We start from the raw sequence: 20,475 nt of genomic DNA on the forward strand, positions 1-20,475 counted from the left end.
GCATTTCGTTTAAGCCAGAAACCCCTTTCCTATGTGTGGCCGCTACACGTTCATCGCCCCCGCGCCCGCCGCTGAGCAGCGCTTCAACGCCCGATTTGCCGAGCCCGCGCCGGCCAACTACAACGCCGCGCCCTCGCAGCGGCTGCCCGTCATCACCAACGCCGCGCCCGGCCAGATTCAGCTGTTGCGCTGGGGGCTGGTGCCCGGCTGGAGCAAAGACCCGGCGGCCGGCCCCAAGCCCATCAACGCCCGCGCCGAAACGCTGGCCGGAAAGCCCAGCTTCCGGCAGCTGCTGAACCGGCGGCGCTGTCTGGTGCTGGCCGACAGCTTCTTCGAGTGGCAGGCCACGCCGGCCGGCAAGGTGCCGCACCGCATCCTGCTGCGCGACGAGCAGCCCTTCGCCTTCGCCGGCCTCTGGGACGAGTGGCTGGACCGCGCCACCGGCGAGCTGCACCCCACCTTCACCATCATCACCACCGAGCCCAACCGCCTGATGGCCAGTATTCACAACCGGATGCCGGTCATCCTGCCCACCCGCGCCGCCGAGCAGGCCTGGCTCGATGATGGCCTGGGCACGGCCGCGCACCAGCAGCTGCTGGTACCCTATGATGCGGCGGCCATGCGCGAGTACGTCATTGGCAAGCGGGTAAATTCGCCGGCCAACAACGACCCGGAAGTGCTGGCCGCTGCCTGACGAGAACGGGTTCGCCTGTCATCCTGCGCGCAGCGAAGGGCGACAGCCCATACCTTTGCCCGCATGAACTGGCGCAATCCCTGGCTTTTGCCCATCCTGATACTGGTGCTGGCTTCGGCCGCGCAGCTCGATTTGCCGTGGTGGAGCCTGGCCGTGGTGGCCTTTGTGGTGGCCATGGCGCTGGCGCCGTCGGGCAAAGCCGGGTTTTGGGCCGGGTTTGCCGGGGCCGCCCTGAGCTGGCTGCTGCCCGCTGCCTGGCAGGCTTACCAAAACGATGGCCTGCTGGCCCACCGCGTAGCGCAGCTGCTGCCGCTGGGCGGCTCGCCGGGGGCGTTGGTGCTGGCCGATGGGGTAGTAGCCGGCTTGGTAGGCGGCCTGGCCGGGCTGGCGGGCGCCTGGCTGCGGCTGGCGTTTCGGCCGGCGACCCCGGCAGCGTAAGGCCATAGCCGCCAGCTTATTTGCGGGTGTACCAGTCCAGCACTGCGAGGCCGGCTTTGTCGTCTTCGGCTTCCACCACTTCGTTGATGACGTACTGCACCTCGTCTTCCGTCCAGCCTTCGTCTTCGGCGGCGGGCACCCAGAGGTCGAGGGCGGCGTAGCGGCTGGTGCCGGGCGGGAGCGTCCAGGTTACTTTTTTACGGATGTTCATCTCAGCGGGAAAACAAGTGTGGTAAAACGCCGCAATACTAGCGCTTGGGCGCGGCTTTGATGACTTTGAGCTGCACCGGCACCACGCCGGCATCCACCAGGTCGAGCTTGCGGGCGGCCTTGCCCGACACGTCCACGATGCGGCCTTTCACGTGCGGGCCCCGGTCGTTCACGGTCACCTTCACCGACTTGCCGTTTCGCACGTTCGTGACCTTGATGCGCGTGCCGAAAGGCAGCGTGTTGTGGGCGGCCGTCATCTTGCCCGAGCGGTAAATCTCGCCGCTGGTGGTGGGCCGGCCGTTGAATTTGTCGGCGTAGTACGAGCCCTGGCCCGACTGTGTGAACGCGTTTTTGCTGCTGCCGCAAGCAGATAGCAGCGCCAGCGCCGTCAGGGCCCAGCCGCCGAGCCGGCCCCGGCCGACGTGCAAAATTTTGGCTTGAGTAATCAAATTCATCGAAACTTTATAATCGAAGATAACCTTTCGGCCGAGTTTCTCACCCAACACCAACAACCCAACCACTCCCATGAAAAACCTCCTGAAACTGGCTGCGGCCTTCGCCCTCACTTGTACGTTCGTAGCCGCTCATGCGCAGCAGGGCGACGACAAAATGATGAAAAAAGATGCCAAAGCCGACGGCAAGATGATGAAGCACGACGGCAAGATGATGCACGACAAGGGCATGAAGAAAGAAGGCAAAATGATGAAGGACAGCGATAAGAAAATGGCGAAAGACGCCAAGATGGACAAAATGTAGGCTGTCCGGCAGGTGCCGTTCATCAGGCCGCCCGGCGCACTTGCTCTCCAGAAGCAGCGGGCCGGGCGGTTCTTTTTTGGGGGTTAGGGTTTGGCCGGGGCGGCGGCGGGCAGCGGAATGCGCAACGCCTGCAAGGATTCGAAATTGCCCTGGAACACGTTGAAATCGACCACGCCCCGAATGCCGGGCACGTAGGCTTCGTCGGAATGCTGCCAGATTATCCACTTGCTGCGCGGCATGGTGGGGCGCTCCACCTCGTAGTGGGCCAGCCAGAGCGGGTAATGGTCGAAATGCCCGGCCAGGTGGCGCTTGTAGAAGCTGTGGTTGGAATACAGAATGGGCCGCACGCCGTAGTGCGCCTCCACGAGGCGCAGCCAGCGGGCTACTTCGCGGCGCATGATGGCCACGTCGTGAAAGTTGGCGGCCTCCACGTCGAGCACGGGCGGCAGGTCGCCGGGGGCCAGCGGAACGGTTTTGGTGAACAGGTTGGCTTGCGTCAGCCCGTCGCGGTTGGGCTGAAAGTAGTGGTAGGCCCCGCACAGCAAGCCGGCCTTGCGGGCCTCGCGCCAGTTGCGGGCAAAGCGCGGGTCGCGCAGCGTGGCGCCCTCACTGGCCTTGATGAAGGCAAAGCGCACGCGGTTGCGGGCCACCTCGGGCCAGTCGATGTGGCCCTGGTAGGCCGAAACGTCGATGCCGTGCACCGAGTAGCCGGCCAGCAGCGGGGTTTTTTCGCGGCCCGTGAGGCCGTTTTTGGTGAAGGTGGCCCAGGCCCGGCGGGCGTACCGGTTCAGCTGCACCCGGTGGCGCACGTAGTAGTAGCCACCCACCACCAGCAGCGCCAGCAGGGCCGCCAGCAGGTTGCGCCGCCACCAGCGGCGCGGGGCCGGGGGCAGAACGGGTGGCGTGGTGGACTGGCTAATGGGGGGCAACGGCATGGGGTGATGGTGCCCAAAAATAACGCCCGCCCGGCCGCCATCGTGCGCCGGGCCCCGGCTTTTCGCCAACTTTGCGCTTTCCCCAGCCCATTTCGCCATGTCCTTCCTTCGTGCCGCCGACGCCCGCGACGAATCCGGCCACCTCATCAGCGAGCTGCACGGCGTCAAGCTCGCCGATATTCTTGAGTACCTCGTGGCCGCTTACGGCTGGCCCGAGCTTGATGCCCGCCTGCGCATGAACTGCTTCGCCGAAAATCCCAGCATCAAGTCCAGCCTCACGTTTTTGCGGCGCACGCCCTGGGCCCGCGCCAAGGTAGAAGCGCTCTACATCAAAGCCCGCAGCGCGGAAGTGCAGGGCCGTCCGCGACCGTAAGCACCATGGCTGATATCTCCGAAAAATCGTCCGGCCCGGCGCTGCTGGCGGGCCTGCTGCTCTTCGTCGCCTTCGAAACGGTGGCCTTCTTCGGCCTGCAGTACCTCACCGCGGGCCTGGGCGAAAGCAACCAGTACCAGCCCGAAAACACGATTGTGCGCAATTGGGTGAAGACGATGGTGTTCTTCGTGGCGCACCTGCTGCTGGTTATCGCGGCCATGCTGGTGCTCAGCAACCGGCTGCCGCGCCGCTACCGGGGCCAGATGATGGGCTGGTTCTACCTGGCGCTGGTGATGAGCTTCGTGCTGATTATTCCCCTGTTCGGATAGGCCCGCAAAAACAAAACCACCGCTGTGGGCGGTGGCTCAAGAGTGAAAACCGGAAGGGTTTTGGAAAGGCTGCCGGTCGGGCCCGGCGTTATCTGAAGACTGCGGTGCTGGTCGGTCCCAGCGTTATGGAATTGAGCAGTAACGGAAAAGCCGACTACTCGTTGCGTTTGATGTCGATTTCGCGCTGCTGGTCGTTCGGGTTCAGGAAGGGGATGCGCACGCGCAGCTCCTGGCCTTCGTGCACGGCGTCGATGCGGGCGAGGTTGAGGTTGGTGGGCAGGTCGAGGGTTTGCACGAAAAGCGGGGCGGCCAGCTGGTCGTCGGGCTCGTGGCGGTACTCGCCAAACACGGTGAGCTTCTGGTTATTGAGCACCACGCGGAAACGGTCGGCCGATACGGTGGGCATGGCCACGCGCAGAATGACGCCCTTCGGGTGCTGGTCGACGTGGAGCTGCGGCTGGGCCACGCCCCCACCAATGGTGTTGAGCAGGTCGAGCTGGGGAGCAATGCTATGGATGAATTTCGAGCTGATGAGTTTCATGGCAAAGAGCCGGTTTTAGGGGCGGCTTCGGGACAGGTATTACAAATGATGTACCAATCTGAATCGAGGCGTATCTGTGCTGAATATCAGTCGAATTGACGTATTTTTTCTGAAAACAATTTAGCCTCCGGCCAAGCTGGCCGAAAAGCGGGTTTTAGCCGGAAAAATGCAGACGAAATGGCCGGCTGTAGCGTGGATGCTGCAGGTCCGTGCATCGTTTGTGGACGTTGGCACACTAGCCGAAACGCGGGCTCGCGGCGTTCACGCTACTCAGAACCGGCTGGTGAGGCCGAAGTGGATTTTCGACGTTTTCAGCCCGAACGACTGATTGGCGAAGTCCGACTGCCCCACCGAGTACACGAACTGAAACAGCCCCGCCGCCGTGCGGAAGCTAAGGCCCGTGCCCAGGCCGGTGGGCTGGTCGCTGTACCGGTCCTGCTCAATATCGTGCCGGAAATACGCCTGGTCGGCAAATAGAAACACGTAGGAGTCGGCGCCGATAAACTGCCGGAACTCGGCCGTGGCCACGGCGTAGGAGCTGGCGTAGAACTGGTTTTCGTTGAAGCCGCGCAGCGAGTTGAGGCCGCCGAGGCGGAACAGGTCGTTGGTGAACAGGCGCGGGTTGACGAGGCTTTCGCCGCGCAGGCGCAGCAGCACCACGCCGGTGCGCCGGATGGGCAGGTAGCGCTCCACGCGCAGGGCCAGCGAATATTGGGACGAGCGCAGCCCCACGCCGTTGTAGAACTCGTTGTTGATGCTGGTGTTGCGGTCGATGGTTTTGGTGCCCACGGCCCCTTGCGCATTCAGCAGGTAGCCCCGATGCGGGAAAAACAGGTCGTCGAGGCTGTTCCAGGCATAGCTCAGGCCGTAGGAGTTGAACCGCGAGTCGATGTTTTCGGGCAGCTGGGTCAGGTTGGCGTACGTGGCGCTGTCGTAGAGCAGGAAGGAGCTGCGCTGCTCAAAGAAAAAGCCCACGCGCCCCGCCCGCGCCGTGGGGTACGTCACCTGCACGCGCGGCCGAAGCGTGAGGAAGGCATCGGTCTGCTTGTAGAGGTTGAAGGTGCCGGATACTTCCAGCGGCGTGCCGAAGAAATTGGGGTGCACGTACTGCGCGTCGAGCAGCTGCGAAAGCGCATCGGTTTTGCGCCACTGCAGGCCAATCTGCTTGCCGCCGCCCTTGAGGTTGCGCAGGTTGATGGTGACGTCGCCGGTGAACTGCACGCCTGTCTGGGCCGCGTTCGCGTTCGGCAGAATGCCCACAATGGCGTCGAACTGGTTGCTGGGCCGGTCATCGAGCAGCAGGTACACGCGGGCTTTGCCCCGGGCAAAGCGGATTTCCGGCTCGGCCCGCAGCTGCACGTAGGGCAGCTGGCGCAGCAGCTGGGCGGCGGCGGCCACGCGCTGCTGGCTGAAGGGCTGGCCCGGAAAAATCTGGAGGTACTTGGTCAGGAAACGCTTCTTGGTCTTGGTGTTGCCCACAATCTGCAGCGAGTCGAACACCACCACGCGGCCGCGCTTCAGCACCACGCGCCCGGCAATGTCGTGCCCGTCGAGGCGAATGGAATCGAGGCCGACGGTGGCAAAAGGAAAGCCCTGGTTTTCGGCTTCGGTGAGAATGCGCTCCTGCAGCTTCACCCAGTCTTCGGGCAAAAAGGGCGTGTGGCGGAAGAACTTTTCGCGGTAGCCGGCGCGGGTCAGCAGGCCGTCGCCGAGGTTGCCGTTGTGCAGGTAGGCCCAGCGAAACCGCTCGCCCACGTACAGGCGCACACGCACCGTGTCGCGGCTCCAGCGCAGCTCATCGGCCGAGGCGGTGAGGTAAGCGTCGCTTTGCAGGGCCAGCACCAGCTCGCGCACCGCGCGCAGGGCGCCAAGCGAATCGGGCACGGTGGGCTTCACTTTGTAGCGGCGCAGCAGCGGCTGGTCGGCCGCTTCGGCATCGAGCAGCAGCACCCGGGGCCGGGCCAGCGCGCGCCGGGCGGCCGGGGGCGGCGTGGCTTTGGGCGGCAGGGCCGGGGTGGCCAGGCCCGGCTGGTTGGGGGCGTTGGGGTCGAGGCCGGGCGTTTGGGCGCGGGCCGCCGGGCCACCCATCAGGCAGGCCAGCAGCAGCAGCAATCCCCGGCAGCGCAGTAGAAACCTATTCATCCGGGGGCATAACGTGAAAGCCGCTTTTTAATTTCCCGAAGGTAGCGGCTGGTGGTAAAGGCCTGACCAATTGGCGGTAAAAAACGCTGTTTTCAGCGCATGGGGCCGCCTTTGCGCCGTTGCCGCCGGGCCAAATCCGGTGCCGGCCAGGGCCCGGCGGCGGCCCGATTATGAATGAATTTCACCAATTCCTTCATAGTGACTTCATGCCGACGCTCCGTGCTTTGCATCACTCAGCGGGCAAAACGAGCCGGGCGAGGTCGGTTTTACTGCTCGATTTCGCGCTTCCGGTTTCCGATTTCCGCTGACGTTGAACGGGCTGCTGCCACCTGGCACAACCGAATGTGACGCATGGAAAACCCCCACATAAATACCGCCTGACCACCCCTTCAGGTGCCCGCCGCATCAGGCACGCCAAGGCCACCCTCTCCATCCAAATATTCCCGGGATTACAAACTGCAACTGCCTGCCCAGGCACCTATGCTACTTATGAAAAGAGTATTCATGCTAATGAGCTTGTGCGGCCTGTACTTCTGCACCAGCTGCCAAGAGAAGAAAGAGGAAAAAGAAGAACAGGTAAAGCTTCTGACCACCAGCCCCTTGCAAAAGGACACCACGGTTACGAAGGAGTACGTAGCCCAGATTCACGCCTTTCAGCACATCGAGATTCGGGCGCTGGAAAAAGGCTACCTGCAAAAAATCTTCGTGGATGAGGGCCAGCTGGTGCAGCAGGGCCAGCCCATGTTTCAGATTACGCCCACGATTTACCAGGCCGAGCTGAAAAAATCGCAGGCCGAGGCCAATTACGTCGGCATCGAATACCAGAACACGAAGCGCCTGGCCGATAAGAACATCGTGTCGGGCAATGAGCTGTCGCTCTCGCAGGCCAAGTTCGACAAGGCCAAGGCCGACGTAGCGCTGGCCCAGACGCATTTGCAGTTTACGTCCATCAAGGCGCCGTTCAGCGGCATCATGGACCACTTCCAGGCCCGGCTGGGCTCGTTGCTGGACGAGGGCGACCTGCTCACCACGCTTTCCGACAACAGCAAAATGTGGGTGTATTTCAACGTGCCCGAGGCCGAGTACCTGGCTTATAAAGAGCACGTGCAGGGCCCCGACGCGGTGAACGTGCACCTGAAAATGGCTAACAACGAGGTGTTTGAATACCCCGGCAAGGTGCAAACCATTGAGGCTGACTTCAATAACGAAACCGGCAACATTGCCTTTCGCGCCACTTTCCCCAATCCCAAAGGGCTGCTGCGCAACGGCGAAACCGGCAGCGTGCTCATGACCGTGCCGCTCAAGCACGCCCTCATCATCCCGCAGAAAGCCACGTTTGAGGTGCTGGAGAAGAAGTTCGTGTACGTGGTGGACAAGAACAACGTGGTGCACCAGAAGGAAGTAACCATTGCTTCTGAAATGCCTGACCTCTATGTGGTTAAGAGTGGAATTGCCAGCACCGACAAGATACTGCTGGAGGGGATACGCAAGGTGAAGGATGGCGACAAGATTAGCTACACCTACGAGGCGCCGGAAAAGGTGCTGCCCAAGCTGAAAGTGTACAGCGAATAAGGTCGTTTCATCTAATTACAGCTGAGCTATGTTTAGTAAATTCATTCGCCGGCCCGTGTTTGCCATCGTCATTTCGGTGGTAATCGTCTTCATGGGCATTATGTCTATCAAAACGCTGCCCACGTCGCAGTTTCCGGAGATTTCGCCGCCCATGGTCATGGTGGCGGCGGCCTACCCCGGGGCCAGTGCCAAGGTGCTCACCGAGTCGGTGCTGATTCCGCTGGAACAGGCCATCAACGGCGTGCCGGGCATGAAATACATGACCTCCGATGCCGTGAGCGCCGGCGAGGCCAACGTGCAGGTGGTCTTCAACCTCGGCACCGACCCCGAGCAGGCCGTGGTAAACATCAACACGCGCATTGCCCAGGTCATCAACCGCCTGCCGGTGCTGGTGCAGCGCGAAGGCCTGATTGTGAACCGCGTGGTGCCCAACATGCTCATGTATGTGAACTTGTACAGCAAGGACAAGAACACGGACATGAAGTACCTGTTCAACTACGCCGGGGTGAACATGATACCGGAAATCCAGCGGATTAACGGCATTGGCCGGGCCAGCATTCTGGGCAGCCGGCAGTACGCCATGCGCATCTGGCTGAAGCCCGACCGCATGCGGGCCTACAACATCTCGGCCGACGACGTGATGAAGGCGCTGGACGACCAGAGCGTGATTGGCTCGCCGGGCCGCATTGGCCGCTCCGATGGGGGCCGGGCCGAGGCGTTGGAATACGTACTGACGTACCAGGGCCGCTTCAACGACGTGGACCAGTACAAGAACGTGATTCTGAAGGCGAACTCCAACGGCGAGATGCTGCGCCTGAAAGACGTGGCCGACGTGTCGCTGGGCTCGGAGTTCTACGACATCTACTCCAACCTCGACGGCTACCCCTCGGCGGCTATCGTGCTGAAGCAGACCTATGGCAGCAATGCCAGCGACGTGATTCAGAGCGTGAAGGCCAAGCTGGAGGAGCTGAAGAAAACCATGCCGCCCGGCATGGACTACAAAATCAGCTACGACGTGTCGAGCTTCCTCGATGCCTCGACCGAGAACGTAATCCACACCCTGCGCGACGCCTTTATTCTGGTGGCCATTGTGGTGTTTCTGTTTCTCGGCGACTGGCGCTCGACGCTGATTCCCATCCTGGCGGTGCCGGTTTCGCTGATTGGTGCCTTCACGGCCATGCAGGCGTTCGGGCTCACCATCAACATGATTACGCTCTTTGCGCTGGTGCTCGCCATCGGCATCGTAGTCGACGACGCCATTGTGGTGGTGGAAGCGGTGCACGCCAAGATGGAAGAGAAGCACCTGTCGCCCTACGGCGCGGTGCGGGAAGTGATTGGGGAAATCAGCGGGGCCATCATCGCCATCACCATTCTGATGACGGCCGTGTTCGTGCCGGTGGCCTTCATGAGCGGCCCGGTGGGCATTTTCTACCGCCAGTTCTCCATCACGATGGCTACGTCCATCGTCATCTCGGGCGTGGTGGCCCTCACGCTCACGCCGGTGCTCTGCGCCATGATTCTGAAAAACACCCACGGCCAGCCGCGCAAGAAAACGCCCATCAACCGCTTCATCGATGCTTTTAACCGCGTGTTTGAGCGCCTGACCGGCCGCTACACCAACCTGCTGGAGAAAGTGGTGGACCGCCGGGTGGTCACCTTCGGCGTGCTGATTCTGTTTGCGCTGGGCATTTTCGGCATCTCGTCCAAGCTGCCCACCGGCTTCATTCCGGCCGAGGACCAGGGCATGCTGTATGCCATTATTCAGACGCCGCCCGGCTCCACGCTGGAGCGCACCAACGACATTTCGCAGCGGCTGCAGCAGCTGGCCAAGGACGTGCCCGGCATCGAAAGCATTTCGACCCTGGCCGGCTACGAGGTGCTCACCGAGGGCCGCGGCTCGAACGCCGGTACCTGCCTGATTGACCTGAAGCCCTGGGGCGAGCGCAAGGAGTCCATCCACGACATCATCGAGTCGCTGGAGAAAAAGGCCAAGCTGATTCCCGGCGCGACCATCGAATTCTTTGAGCCGCCGGCAGTGCCGGGCTACGGCGCGGCGGGCGGTTTCCAGCTGCAGCTGCTGGACAAGACCAACACGGGCGACTACAAAGCGCTGGAAAAAGTGAACGAGGAATTCATGGCCGCGCTGCGCAAGCGCAAGGAGCTGGCCGGGCTTTTCACGTTCTACAGCGCCAACTATCCGCAGTACGAAATCCAGATTGACAACCAGCTGGCCATGCAGAAAGGCGTGAGCATTGGCAACGCCATGAACACGCTGAGCATCATGATTGGCAGTACCTACGAGCTGGGCTTCATCAAATACCAGCGCTTTTTCAAGGTGTATGTGCAGGCTTCGCCCGAATACCGCCGCCTGCCCAAGGACGTGATGGACATGTGGGTGAAGAACGACAAAGGCGAAATGGTGCCCTTCTCGGCCTTCATGAAGCTGGTGAAAACCCAGGGCGCCAACGAAATCAACCGCTACAATATGTACACCACGGCCTCCATCCGGGGCGATGCCGCGCAGGGCTTCAGCTCGGGCGAGGCCATCAAGGCAGTGCAGGAAGTAGCGGCTAAAACGCTGCCCCGCGGCTACGACATCGACTGGGGCGGCCTGTCGAAAGACGAAACGGCCCGCGGCAACGAAGCCATCTACATCTTCCTGGTGGTGCTGGCCTTCGTGTACCTGGTGCTCGCGGCGCAGTACGAAAGCTTTCTGCTGCCGCTGGCGGTGGTGCTCTCGCTGCCGGCCGGCATCTTCGGGGCCTTCCTGTTCATCAAGATGCTGGGTCTGGCCAACAACATCTACGCCCAGGTGGGGCTGGTGATGCTGGTGGGGCTGCTGGGCAAGAACGCCGTGCTTATCGTGGAATTTGCGGTGCAGGAGCACGAGCAGGGCATGTCGGTGCGCGAGGCGGCCATTGCCGGGGCCAAGGCCCGCTTCCGGCCCATCCTCATGACCTCGTTCGCCTTCATTGCCGGCCTGATTCCGCTGGTGATTGCCACCGGGGCCGGGGCCATCGGCAACCGGACCATTGGCACAGCGGCCCTGGGCGGCATGCTGTTCGGGACCATTTTCGGGGTGGTGCTGGTGCCGGGCCTGTACTACGTCTTTGGCTCGCTGGCCGCCGGCCGCAAGCTGATTCACGACGAAAACGAATATCCAGTAAGCGAGGGCTTCGAGCCGCGTGTATTAGTCGAAGAAGTAGAATCTCATGCTTAAGAAACGGATTTATAAAAGCCTGGCCGCCGCCGGCCTGATGCTGGCGGTGGCGGGCTGCGCCACGCCGGCCCTGGTAGATAGAGCGGTGAGCCGCAACGTGCCGGCCGGCTACCTCAACAGCGCCGCCGTGCAGGATACCGCCAGCTCGGCCCGCGTGCAGTGGAAGCAGTTCTTCACCGACCCCAACCTGACCAGCATCATCGAAACGGCCCTGCAAAACAACCAGGAGCTGAACGTGACGCTGCAGGAAATTGAGATTGCGCGCAACGAGGTGCGGGCCCGCAAGGGCGAGTACCTGCCCTTCGTGAGCCTGGGCGCCCGGGCCGATGCCGAGAAAGTGGGCCGCTACACCATTCAGGGCGCGACCGAGGAAAACGTCGACATCAAGGAAGGGAAATCCACGCCCGACCCGCTGACCAACCTGCAGGTGGGCGCGTTTGCTCACTGGGAGGTCGATATCTGGCACAAGCTGCGCAATGCCCGCAAGGCCGCCGCGCTGCGCTACCTGGCCACCGTGGAAGGCAAGAATTTCATGGTGACCAACCTGGTTTCCGAGATTGCCAACTCGTATTACGAGCTGCTGGCGCTGGACAACCAGCTGGCTATTCTGAAGCAGAACCTCGAAATCCAGACCAACGCGCTGGAAATCGTGAAGCTGCAAAAGGAGTCGGCCCGCGTGACGGAGCTGGCCGTGAAACGGTTTGAGGCCCAGGTGCAGCACACCCGTGCCCTGCAGTTCGGCATTCAGCAGCGCATCGTGGAAACTGAGAACCACCTGAACTACCTGGCCGGCCGCTACCCGCAGCCCATTGCCCGCAACTACCAGACGTTTGCCGACCTGGTGCCGAAAACCATTCAGGCCGGCCTGCCCGCGCAGCTGCTGAGCAACCGCCCCGACATCCGCCAGGCCGAGCAGAACCTACAGGCCAATAAGCTGGACGTGCAGGTGGCCCGCGCCAATTTCTACCCCTCGCTGGCCATCAACGGGGCCGTGGGCCTGGAGGCTTTCCGCCCCGGCCTGCTGGTGAGTACGCCCGAGTCGATGCTGTATGCGCTGGGGGCCGACCTGGCCGGGCCGCTGGTGAACCGCAACGGCATCAAGGCGCTGTATTACAGCGCCAATGCCCGCCAGCTCCAGACGGTGTATCAGTACGAGAAAACCGTGCTGAATGCCTACATCGAGGTGAACAACCAGCTGTCGAACATCAACAACCTGGCCGGCAGCTACGATGCCAAGCAGAAGGAAGTGGCGGCGCTCAACGAGTCCATCAACATCTCGAACACCCTGTTCAAATCGGCCCGCGCCGACTACATGGAGGTGCTGCTGACCCAGCGCGACGCGCTGGAATCGAAGTTCGACCTCATCGAAACCAAGATGCAGCAGCTCAACGCCACCGTGAACGTGTACCGGGCCCTTGGCGGCGGCTGGAATTAAGCCCCGGCATTTGCCCGCTTAGTAAAAAGCGTCCTGCTGCGATACGCGCGGCAGGACGCTTTTTTATTGGCGCTGAGCGGGTGCCGGAGTAGGAGGGAGGAAAGAACGGCCTGCCGTTAAGCCACTGCTCATAAGCAAGAAAGCAGGGCTGCACCCGCGAAACAGAGAATGGCCGCTACCCCAAAGGCTATTTCGGCGCGTCCGGGGAAAAGCTGCGGGGCAGGTGCGCTACGCTCGGCTTTTTCTGTGCTTCTTTTGCTTTCCTTTTCACTTAAAAACCGGTGTTATGAAATGCTTTCTACTCGCTTCCCGACAGGGACGGAGCATTCTTGGGCTGCTGCTGGTGTGGCTGCTGGCCAGCCAGCTCACGCAGGCCCAAACCCTGAGCTGGCAAACGGCCGTGGCCGCCGCCGGCGACGTGCAGGTGCAGGCCAGCACCCCCGATGGCACCGGCAACGTGTACCTGGCCGGGGGCTTTGCCGGCAACGCCACCTTCGGCAGCACCACCCTCAGCACTGCCAACGGCCAGGAAATGTTCGTGGCCAAATGGAATGCCGGCACCGGCTTTGTGTGGGCGGTGAAGGGTACCAGCAGCGCCACTGCCGGCCGCAACGCGGCCACGGCGGTGGCCGTGAGCGGCACGTCGGTCTTCGTGGCCGGCAACTTCGCAAGCGCGACGCTGGCGCTGGGCAGCACCACGCTCACCAACGTGCAGGCCGGCACCAGCGACGTGTTTACTGCGCGGCTCAGCACCTTGTCGGGCAGCATGAGCCTGGCCCGGCGGGGCGGCGGCACCGCCAACGACTACGCCACGTCGATAGCCTGCTTCGGCACTACTTATGTGTATGTGGGGGGCACCAGCGGCGGCAATGCCACCTTCGACAATTATACTCTGGCCAGCCCGGGCGGCTTCATTGCCCGCTACTATGGCTACACCACGGGGAACCAGCCCAGCAGCCCGGCCCCCGTGGTGCGGGCCGGCGATGCCGTGACGGCCCTGAGCTATGCCAACGGCTACCTCTACGCGGCGGGCACGGCCAGCGGCACGGCATCGGCGGTGCCGGGCGGCACCCTGCCCAATGCCGGGGGCGAAGATTTATTCGTCCTCAAGCTGAACTACGCCGACCAGAACCTCGCGCTTTGGGCGCAGCAGGCCGGCGGCAGCGGCGACGACTACGCCCGCTGCCTGCTCGTGAGCGGCAGCAGCGTGTATGTGGGCGGCAGCTACCGCAGCGCCTCCTTGCCGCTGGGCGGCACCACCCTCACCAATAGCGGCGTGGCCAACCTGTTTGTGAGCAAGCTGGCCGACGCGGGCACGGCCGCCAGCTTTGTCTGGGCTGCGCAAAACGGCGGCACCAGCACCGACCCCTCCAACAGCGCCAACGCGCTGGGTATTTATGGCACCAGTGTTTACGTAGCCGGGGCGTTCGGCGGCACGGCCACCTTCGGCAGCCGCACCCTGACCAGCGTTGGCAGCAGCGACGCGCTGGTGGCCAAGCTGGCCGACGCAGGCAGCAGCGCCGGCTTTGTGGGGGCGGAGCAGGCCGGCGGCACTGGTGCCGACTACGCCATCGGGCTGGGGCGGCTCGACCCGCGCACCTGGTGCGTGACGGGGCAGGCCACCACCCCGACCAGTTTTGGCAGCGTTGGCCTGGGGGCCAGCGCCGGAGTGCGGCCCGGCTTTGTGGCCACTTTTCTCGACCAGGCTCCCCTGCTCACGCTGGTGGCACCCAATGCCGGGCCGGTGGGCACCACCGTCACGCTCTACGGCCAGGGCCTGGCCGGCACCACCGCCGTGGCTTTTGCCGGCACCAGCAACAACGTGGTTACGTCAGGCTTCAGCGTAAATGCCGCCGGCACGCAGATTAGCGGCGTGGTGGTGCCGGCCGGCGCACAGTCGGGGGCCGTGAGTGCCACCACGGCACTGGGCACCAGCAATGGCCTGGTGAGCTTCACGGTGCTCACGAGCCCCAACCCGGCTCCGGCCTGGCAAAGCGTGCTCACGGCCGGCAATACCAGCCTCGTGCGCTGGGCGGCCCCGGCGGCGGGCGGCACGGTGGTGGTGGCCGGCGAGTTCAGCGGCAGCATCACCCTCGGCAACACCACCCTAACCAGCGTGGGCGGCATCGATGTTTTCGTGGCCAAGTTCAACCCCGCTACCGCCAGCTACACCTGGGCCGTGCAGGCGGGCAGCTTGGCCAACGACGATGCCTACGGCGGCGTGGCCGTGAGCGGTAGCAGCATCTACCTGGCAGGCCAGTTCTACGGGCCGACCATTGCCCTGGGAGCCACTACCCTGACTTCTTCGGCCCCCGGCAACCTGACCGGCTACGTGGCCAAGCTGACCGACGCGGGCAGCAGCGCCAGCTTTACCTGGGCTCAGCTGATTGATGACGGCTCGGGCGTGTTTGTGGAGGCCCTGGCGGTGAGCGGGAGCAGCGTGTACGTTGGGGGCGACTTCACCGGCAATGCCCTCACCGTTGGCAGCACCACGGCTCTGAGCACCAACGCCAGCTACGACGACGGCTACGTAACCAAGCTCATAGACAACGGCAGCACGGCCACTTTTGGCTGGGCCCGGGGCATCGGCAACGGCAACAGTGCCACCATCAGCAACACTATCAACGTGTATGGACTGAGCGTGAGCGGCTCGACGGTGTACGTGAGCGGCGTGTTTTACGGCACCCTGAGCATTGGCAACGCCACGCTCACCAATGCGGGCCCTGACGGCAGTGGCGATATCGCCATCGCCAGCCTCACCGACTTTGGCGCTTCGGCCAGTTTCACAACGGCAATACGGGCCGGCGGTACGGGCAATGATTTTGTGACCAGTATGAGCCGCCAGGGCAACGTGCTGTACGTATCCGGCTCCACTGCCAGCCCTGCCTGGACGGGGGCCACGCTCACCGGCACCGGCAATGGCTTTGTGCTGAAAGTAACGGATACCGGCACGTCATTAAGTGCCGGCTGGGTGCAGCTCGTGAACGGAACCGTGTACCAGACAGCTCTCAACGGCACCGGGCTGTATGCCGCCGCCACGTTTGGCGGCACGGCCACCTTTGGCGGCACGCCCATCCAGAGCGCCGGCGGCTCCGATGGCATGGTGCTGCGTCTGGCCGATGGCGGCAGCAGCGTTGGCGTAAGCTGGGCGCGGGCCGCCGGGGGCTTGAACAGCGACATCCTGCGGGCGCTGGCGCTGGTGAGCGGCCGGGTGGTGGTGGGCGGCAGCGTCACGCCGCTGGCGGCTTTCGGCAGCACGGTCATTGCCGCGCCGGAAGGCGTGGTGGTGGCGGCGCTTGCCACGTTGTCCGACCCAGCCGTGCTGGCCACCGGCAAGGCCCAAACCAGCGCGGTCCTGACGCTTTACCCCAACCCGGCCCACCAGCAAGTGAGCGTGGGCCCGGTTTCGGGCGCTGAAACGGTGCTGCTGCTCGACGCATTGGGCCGCGAAGTGCGCCGCTACGCCGTGGCGGCCAGCGCGGCCGAGGCCCAGCTTGACCTTCGCGGGCTGCCGGCCGGGCTCTACGTGCTTCGCAGCAAGGCCGGCAGCCGGCACCTGGCGGTGAAGTAAAGCAGCCCGGCCCCCAGCACCAGCCCCGCCCGGGACGCGCGCCGTCGGGCGCGCGTCCCGGGCGGGGCTTACCTTTGCCGCCTCATTGCCGGCCTGGAATTTTTCCGGAGCCGTTAGCGCAGCGCCCGCTTTTTACCTGTATTTATGGCTGGCCTCTACCTCCACATTCCCTTCTGCAAGCAGGCCTGCCACTACTGCGATTTTCATTTCAGCACCTCGCTGGGCATGAAGAGCCGGTTGGTCGAAGCCATCGGGCGCGAGCTGGAGCTGCGCCGGGACTACCTCGGCCCCAAGGCTGCCCTCGAAACCATTTACTTCGGTGGCGGCACGCCTTCGCTGCTGACTGCGGGCGAGCTCGGCCGGATTTTTGAGGCCATCCACCGCCATTTTACGGTTTCGCCGCAGGCCGAAATCACCCTCGAAGCCAACCCCGACGACCTCAGCGCCACCAAATTGCAGGAGCTGCGGGCCGCCGGCATCAACCGCCTGAGCATTGGGCTGCAAAGCTTCTACGAGCCGCACCTGCGGCTCATGAACCGCGCCCACACCGCCGAGGAATCGACCACCGCCGTGCGCCGCGCTCAGGATGCGGGCTTCGAGAACATTTCCATCGACCTGATTTACGGCGTGCCCGCGCCGGGCCACCACATCTGGGAAGCCGACCTGGCCAACGCCTTCGCGCTGGGCGTGCCGCACGTGTCGGCCTATGCTTTGACAATTGAACCGGGCACGGCTTTCGGGCACCGTTTGCAAAAGGGCACGTTCAAGCCCGCGCCCGATGAGTTCGTGGCCACGCAGTTCGAGATGCTGCTGGCGGCCATGCGCGCCCACGGCTACGAACAGTACGAAATCAGCAACTTCTGCCAGCCCGGCCGCGAAAGCCGTCACAACGGCAACTACTGGCGCGGGGTGCCTTACCTCGGCCTCGGCCCCAGCGCCCACAGCTACGACGGCCGCAACCGCCAGTTCACCCTCGCCAACAACCCGCAGTACGTGGCCGCCGTGCTGGAGCGCGGCGAAGTGCCCGTGACCGTGGACGTGCTCAGTGCCACCGACCGCGCCAACGAATACCTGCTCACCACCTTGCGCACCGCGCGCGGCTGCGACCTGGCCCACCTGCGCGCCCACCACGGCCTCGACCTGGCGGCCACCCGTGCTGCCTACCTTGCCGAGCTGCAGGCCAACGGCTGGGCCACCATTCACAACCAGGTGCTTGCCCTGACCGACGCGGGCAAGCTGCTGGCCGACCACATTACGCTGGAGCTGTTCCAGGCCACCGATTCAACGGATGCGGATGGGTAAGACCGATTTTCGGTGGCTTCGGCCATGAGTGCCTGCGTTCGGCCTACATTTGTGCAGCCCCACGAAAAATCTGTTTTAATCTGTTAAAATCTGCTAAAGCTGTGGTCAAGCTACTGAGTGACAGCATTGCCGACGATGCCGACTTCTTCGTGGAGCAGATTCACGTCGTCGCCATTGTCTTCGATAATACCGACGACGTGACCGTGTGGGCCACCACGTACTTCGACAGCGATACCCACTTCTTCCACCTTGCGCTGCCCTTCAAGGCCCTCGATACCCTTCTCGGGCTGGCCCACGGCCGCGCCGAAGCCCTGCAGGAGCAGGTGGCCGATGCCCTCTCGGCCGGCGACTGGCCCGCGCTGCTCGAATACAACTCGGCCGAAGCCCCGCCCGTGCCGCTGCCCGGCGTGGCCCTGAAGCTGTCCGTTACCTACCCTGCCACCGAAGACGGTGAGCTCGGCGAAGACGACCCCGACGACCCCCAGCCGCACAACATCTTCTACCTCGAAGGCGTGTTTGTGCGCCTCGATGCCTAGGCGGTAATGGCCGCCGATTTTTACCTCATTCCCGGGCTGGGCGCCGATGAGCGGGTGTTCCAGTTTCTGCGTCTGCCCGGCCCGGCGCACGTATTGCGCTGGCTGCCGCCGTACAATTCCCGCGAACCGCTGCCGCACTACGCCGCTCGTCTGGCGGCCGCTGTGCCCGCCCACCAGCCCTGTTGCCTGGTGGGGGTATCCTTCGGCGGCGTGCTGGCGCTGGAAATCGCGCAACTGCGCCCGCTGGCGCAGGTGGTGCTGATATCCAGCTTTGGCGGGCCCCGGGAGCTGCCGTGGCTGGGCCGCGTGGCCCGGGCTACCGGCCTGCACCGGCTGGTGCCGCCTTCGCTGCTGCCGCGCCTGCCGCGCGTGGCGCAGTGGTTTTTTGGCGTTAAAAATGGCCGCGAGTACCAGTTGCTCCGCCAGATTCTGCGCGATACCGACCCATACTTCACCCGCTGGGCCATCGCGCAGCTGCTGCATTGGCCGGGTCGGCCCACGCCGCCCGCCATCCGCATCCACGGCACCGAAGACCGCCTGCTGCCCAACGGCGCCGCACTCAGCCAGTTTCAGCTGCCCGGCGGTCATCTCATCATCATCAGCCAGGCCCGCGAAATCAGCCGGATTCTGCAGCGCCTTTGCCCCACCCGCTGAGCGCCGCGAGGCAGCACGTCTGCGTTGCCCGGCTATGCTCTCCCGGAGAGAAAGTCCGCAGGCCGGTTCCGCTTCAGGCAAAGCGCCGGGGCCACCGTTCCTTTGCTTACTGCTCACCACTTACTGCTCACTGCTTACCGTGAAACCAACTTTCCCCTTTGCCGGCCGCACGTATGCCTACGACCCCGCCGCGCCCATCGATATTTCGCTGCCCCTGCAACCGGGCCCCGACCAGGTAAACTGCTTCTGGGCCGAGCCCGTGCAGTTCGACACCATTCGGGTGGGCAGCTTCGTGGGCAGCGTGGCGCTGGGCGGCAGCACCAACTACCAGCGCATCCACGTCACGCCTCACGGCAATGGCACCCACACCGAGTGTTACGGCCACATCTCGCCCGACCCCGGCGTTACGCTCAATCAGTGCCTGCGCCGCTTTTTGTTCGTGGCCCGGCTGGTGAGCGTAGCGCCCCGCCGGCAGCTCAATGGCGACCTCGTGGTGCTGCTGGCCGACGTGCAGGCTGCCCTCCAGGCCCAGCCCGACCGCGCCATTGCCGAAGCCCTCGTGCTGCGCACCCTGCCCAACGACGCGGCCAAACGCACCCGCCAGTATTCCGGCACCAATCCTACCTACATCGAGCCCGCGCTGGCCGAATGGCTGGTAGAGCACAACGTGCAGCACCTGCTGCTCGACCTGCCCAGCGTGGACCGCGAGGAAGATGCCGGCCAGCTGCTGGCCCACCACGCCTTTTGGCAGTACCCAGCCCGGCCCCGCCGCGAAGCCACCATAACCGAGTTGATTTTTGTGCCCGATGAAATTTCGGATGGATTATATCTGCTCAATATTCAGATTACCAGCCTGGAGCTCGACGCCAGCCCCAGTAAGCCAGTGCTTTATCAGCTCTCGTAAACAGCTTGCGTTGCAACCGAAACGACGGCGATTGAATCCAGCACATGAATTTCCACAACATCCGCTTCATTCATCATGCGCCGCTGCCTGTTTTCACTGCCTGGCCTGTTGCTGGCCAGCCTCACCGTTTTTGCCCAAGCCCCGGTTCCGGCATCCAATCCTGAAACGGCTGCCGAGCCACCCGCAGACAAGCTGCGCGTGCGCGTGGGCCTGAATGCCGCCCGGGTTTTCCGACACGGCAACTATTACGGGCTGGGCGCGCGCCTACCCTTGTCGGCCGGCATCGAGTACGCGCTGAGCCGCCGCTTCTCCCTCTACGCCCAGGCCGATGCCGACCTGGGGCTGTTCCGAAATGACCCCGGCCGCCAGGTTGATAGTCCATTGCTGCCTACCGGTGCGCTTAGCCTTGGCGGGCGCTACTACTACAACCAGGCGGGCCGGGCGCGGCACGGCCGGGCTCGTGGCTCGTTTGTGGGCAACTATTTGGCGGCTGAGCTGCACACGGAAATGTTGCGCACGCCGGAGTTCGTCATCACAACCCCTTACCCTAATTTGGAAGGCTATTACCGCTACCGGACCGACTATATGCCCACACTCAACCTGCTGTGGGGCATGCAGCGGCCGCTGGGTCGCAACTTCCTGTTTGATTTAAACGCCGGGGTTGGCATTGGTCCGACGCGTAGCGATGCCCACTTCGGGGGCTATTCGGCGGGTGGTCTCAACCTGTCCACCCAAATCAATCTCGGCGTGTACTTCGGCCGCTAAGCCGCGTCGAAGCCGGCAGCGGTGCCGCAGGGCATTGGCATTATGATGCCCGTACTTGCGCAGTTCAGCCAGCCACAACGCGAAAAGGGCTGCCCGTG

At 63.6% G+C, this 20,475-nt stretch carries 19 protein-coding genes; 14 read left to right on the plus strand and 5 right to left on the minus strand.

The genetic code is table 11. The features are described from left to right. The first annotated feature begins 31 nt into the window (after positions 1–31). Positions 32–694, plus strand: coding sequence for an SOS response-associated peptidase (locus ACYVHT_RS05745; RefSeq protein WP_460548885.1), 663 nt, complete (start codon positions 32–34; stop codon positions 692–694). 63 nt (positions 695–757) lie between these two features. Then, entirely contained in the window at positions 758–1,132 is a 375-nt protein-coding gene (locus tag ACYVHT_RS05750; RefSeq protein WP_460548887.1) for a hypothetical protein, read from the plus strand. Between the two features lie 16 nt (positions 1,133–1,148). On the opposite strand, the gene ACYVHT_RS05755 is transcribed toward ACYVHT_RS05750, so the two are convergent. Together ACYVHT_RS05755 and ACYVHT_RS05760 are read right to left on the minus strand one after the other, a co-directional pair. After that, positions 1,149–1,343 carry a hypothetical protein gene (locus tag ACYVHT_RS05755; protein ID WP_460548889.1) on the minus strand — a complete coding sequence of 65 codons (195 nt, stop codon included), beginning with the start codon at positions 1,341–1,343 and terminating at the stop codon, positions 1,149–1,151. A gap of 37 nt (positions 1,344–1,380) precedes the next feature. Continuing rightward, positions 1,381–1,797: a septal ring lytic transglycosylase RlpA family protein gene (locus ACYVHT_RS05760; protein ID WP_460548891.1), complete on the minus strand. Its 417-nt coding sequence runs from the start codon at positions 1,795–1,797 to the stop codon at positions 1,381–1,383. 70 nt (positions 1,798–1,867) lie between these two features. Between ACYVHT_RS05760 and ACYVHT_RS05765 the strand changes: the two genes are divergently transcribed. Beyond that, on the plus strand, positions 1,868–2,098 hold the full coding sequence (locus ACYVHT_RS05765) for a hypothetical protein (protein WP_460548893.1): 231 nt from the start codon (positions 1,868–1,870) through the stop codon (positions 2,096–2,098). 83 nt (positions 2,099–2,181) lie between these two features. Here ACYVHT_RS05765 and ACYVHT_RS05770 read toward each other — a convergent pair whose 3' ends face one another. Beyond that, complete coding sequence (locus tag ACYVHT_RS05770) at positions 2,182–3,033, minus strand: glycoside hydrolase family 25 protein (protein WP_460548895.1); 852 nt, start codon at positions 3,031–3,033, stop codon at positions 2,182–2,184. Between the two features lie 97 nt (positions 3,034–3,130). Between ACYVHT_RS05770 and ACYVHT_RS05775 the strand changes: the two genes are divergently transcribed. Together ACYVHT_RS05775 and ACYVHT_RS05780 are read left to right on the plus strand one after the other, a co-directional pair. Further along, the gene (locus ACYVHT_RS05775) at positions 3,131–3,406 is read left to right on the plus strand and encodes a VF530 family protein (protein WP_460548897.1); all 276 of its coding nucleotides are present in this window, start codon (positions 3,131–3,133) and stop codon (positions 3,404–3,406) included. 5 nt (positions 3,407–3,411) lie between these two features. After that, a complete protein-coding gene (locus ACYVHT_RS05780) occupies positions 3,412–3,735 on the plus strand; it encodes a hypothetical protein (RefSeq protein WP_460548899.1) in 324 nt (107 codons plus the stop codon). 154 nt (positions 3,736–3,889) lie between these two features. Here ACYVHT_RS05780 and ACYVHT_RS05785 read toward each other — a convergent pair whose 3' ends face one another. Then, positions 3,890–4,276: an Hsp20/alpha crystallin family protein gene (locus ACYVHT_RS05785; RefSeq protein WP_460548901.1), complete on the minus strand. Its 387-nt coding sequence runs from the start codon at positions 4,274–4,276 to the stop codon at positions 3,890–3,892. A gap of 270 nt (positions 4,277–4,546) precedes the next feature. Then, positions 4,547–6,418, minus strand: coding sequence for a BamA/TamA family outer membrane protein (locus tag ACYVHT_RS05790; RefSeq protein ID WP_460548903.1), 1,872 nt, complete (start codon positions 6,416–6,418; stop codon positions 4,547–4,549). 489 nt (positions 6,419–6,907) lie between these two features. On the opposite strand from ACYVHT_RS05790, the gene ACYVHT_RS05795 reads away from it, so the two are divergent. The 9 genes from ACYVHT_RS05795 to ACYVHT_RS05835 all read left to right on the plus strand — a co-directional run bounded on the left by ACYVHT_RS05795 (position 6,908) and on the right by ACYVHT_RS05835 (position 20,377). Beyond that, positions 6,908–7,990, plus strand: coding sequence for an efflux RND transporter periplasmic adaptor subunit (locus ACYVHT_RS05795; protein ID WP_460548905.1), 1,083 nt, complete (start codon positions 6,908–6,910; stop codon positions 7,988–7,990). Between the two features lie 28 nt (positions 7,991–8,018). Continuing rightward, a complete protein-coding gene (locus tag ACYVHT_RS05800; protein WP_460548907.1) occupies positions 8,019–11,210 on the plus strand; it encodes an efflux RND transporter permease subunit in 3,192 nt (1,063 codons plus the stop codon). After that, positions 11,203–12,645: a TolC family protein gene (locus ACYVHT_RS05805; protein ID WP_460548909.1), complete on the plus strand. Its 1,443-nt coding sequence runs from the start codon at positions 11,203–11,205 to the stop codon at positions 12,643–12,645. The genes ACYVHT_RS05800 and ACYVHT_RS05805 overlap by 8 nt, the downstream gene beginning before the upstream one ends. A 286-nt stretch (positions 12,646–12,931) precedes the next feature. Continuing rightward, positions 12,932–16,216 (plus strand): T9SS type A sorting domain-containing protein, encoded by a 3,285-nt coding sequence (locus ACYVHT_RS05810; protein ID WP_460548911.1) that lies wholly within the window; start codon positions 12,932–12,934, stop codon positions 16,214–16,216. 144 nt (positions 16,217–16,360) lie between these two features. Beyond that, positions 16,361–17,518 (plus strand): coproporphyrinogen-III oxidase family protein, encoded by a 1,158-nt coding sequence (gene hemW, locus ACYVHT_RS05815; protein ID WP_460548913.1) that lies wholly within the window; start codon positions 16,361–16,363, stop codon positions 17,516–17,518. Positions 17,519–17,619: 101 nt separating this feature from the next. Beyond that, positions 17,620–18,054, plus strand: a complete 435-nt coding sequence (locus ACYVHT_RS05820) for a hypothetical protein (RefSeq protein WP_460548915.1) — start codon at positions 17,620–17,622, stop codon at positions 18,052–18,054. A 6-nt stretch (positions 18,055–18,060) separates the two neighbouring features. Beyond that, the gene (locus tag ACYVHT_RS05825; RefSeq protein WP_460548918.1) at positions 18,061–18,708 is read left to right on the plus strand and encodes an alpha/beta hydrolase; all 648 of its coding nucleotides are present in this window, start codon (positions 18,061–18,063) and stop codon (positions 18,706–18,708) included. Between the two features lie 139 nt (positions 18,709–18,847). Next, the gene (locus ACYVHT_RS05830) at positions 18,848–19,612 is read left to right on the plus strand and encodes a cyclase family protein (RefSeq protein WP_460548920.1); all 765 of its coding nucleotides are present in this window, start codon (positions 18,848–18,850) and stop codon (positions 19,610–19,612) included. A 75-nt stretch (positions 19,613–19,687) separates the two neighbouring features. Continuing rightward, complete coding sequence (locus tag ACYVHT_RS05835) at positions 19,688–20,377, plus strand: hypothetical protein (protein WP_460548922.1); 690 nt, start codon at positions 19,688–19,690, stop codon at positions 20,375–20,377. The last annotated feature ends 98 nt before the right edge of the window (positions 20,378–20,475 follow it).

The organism is Hymenobacter daeguensis (assembly GCF_054780555.1).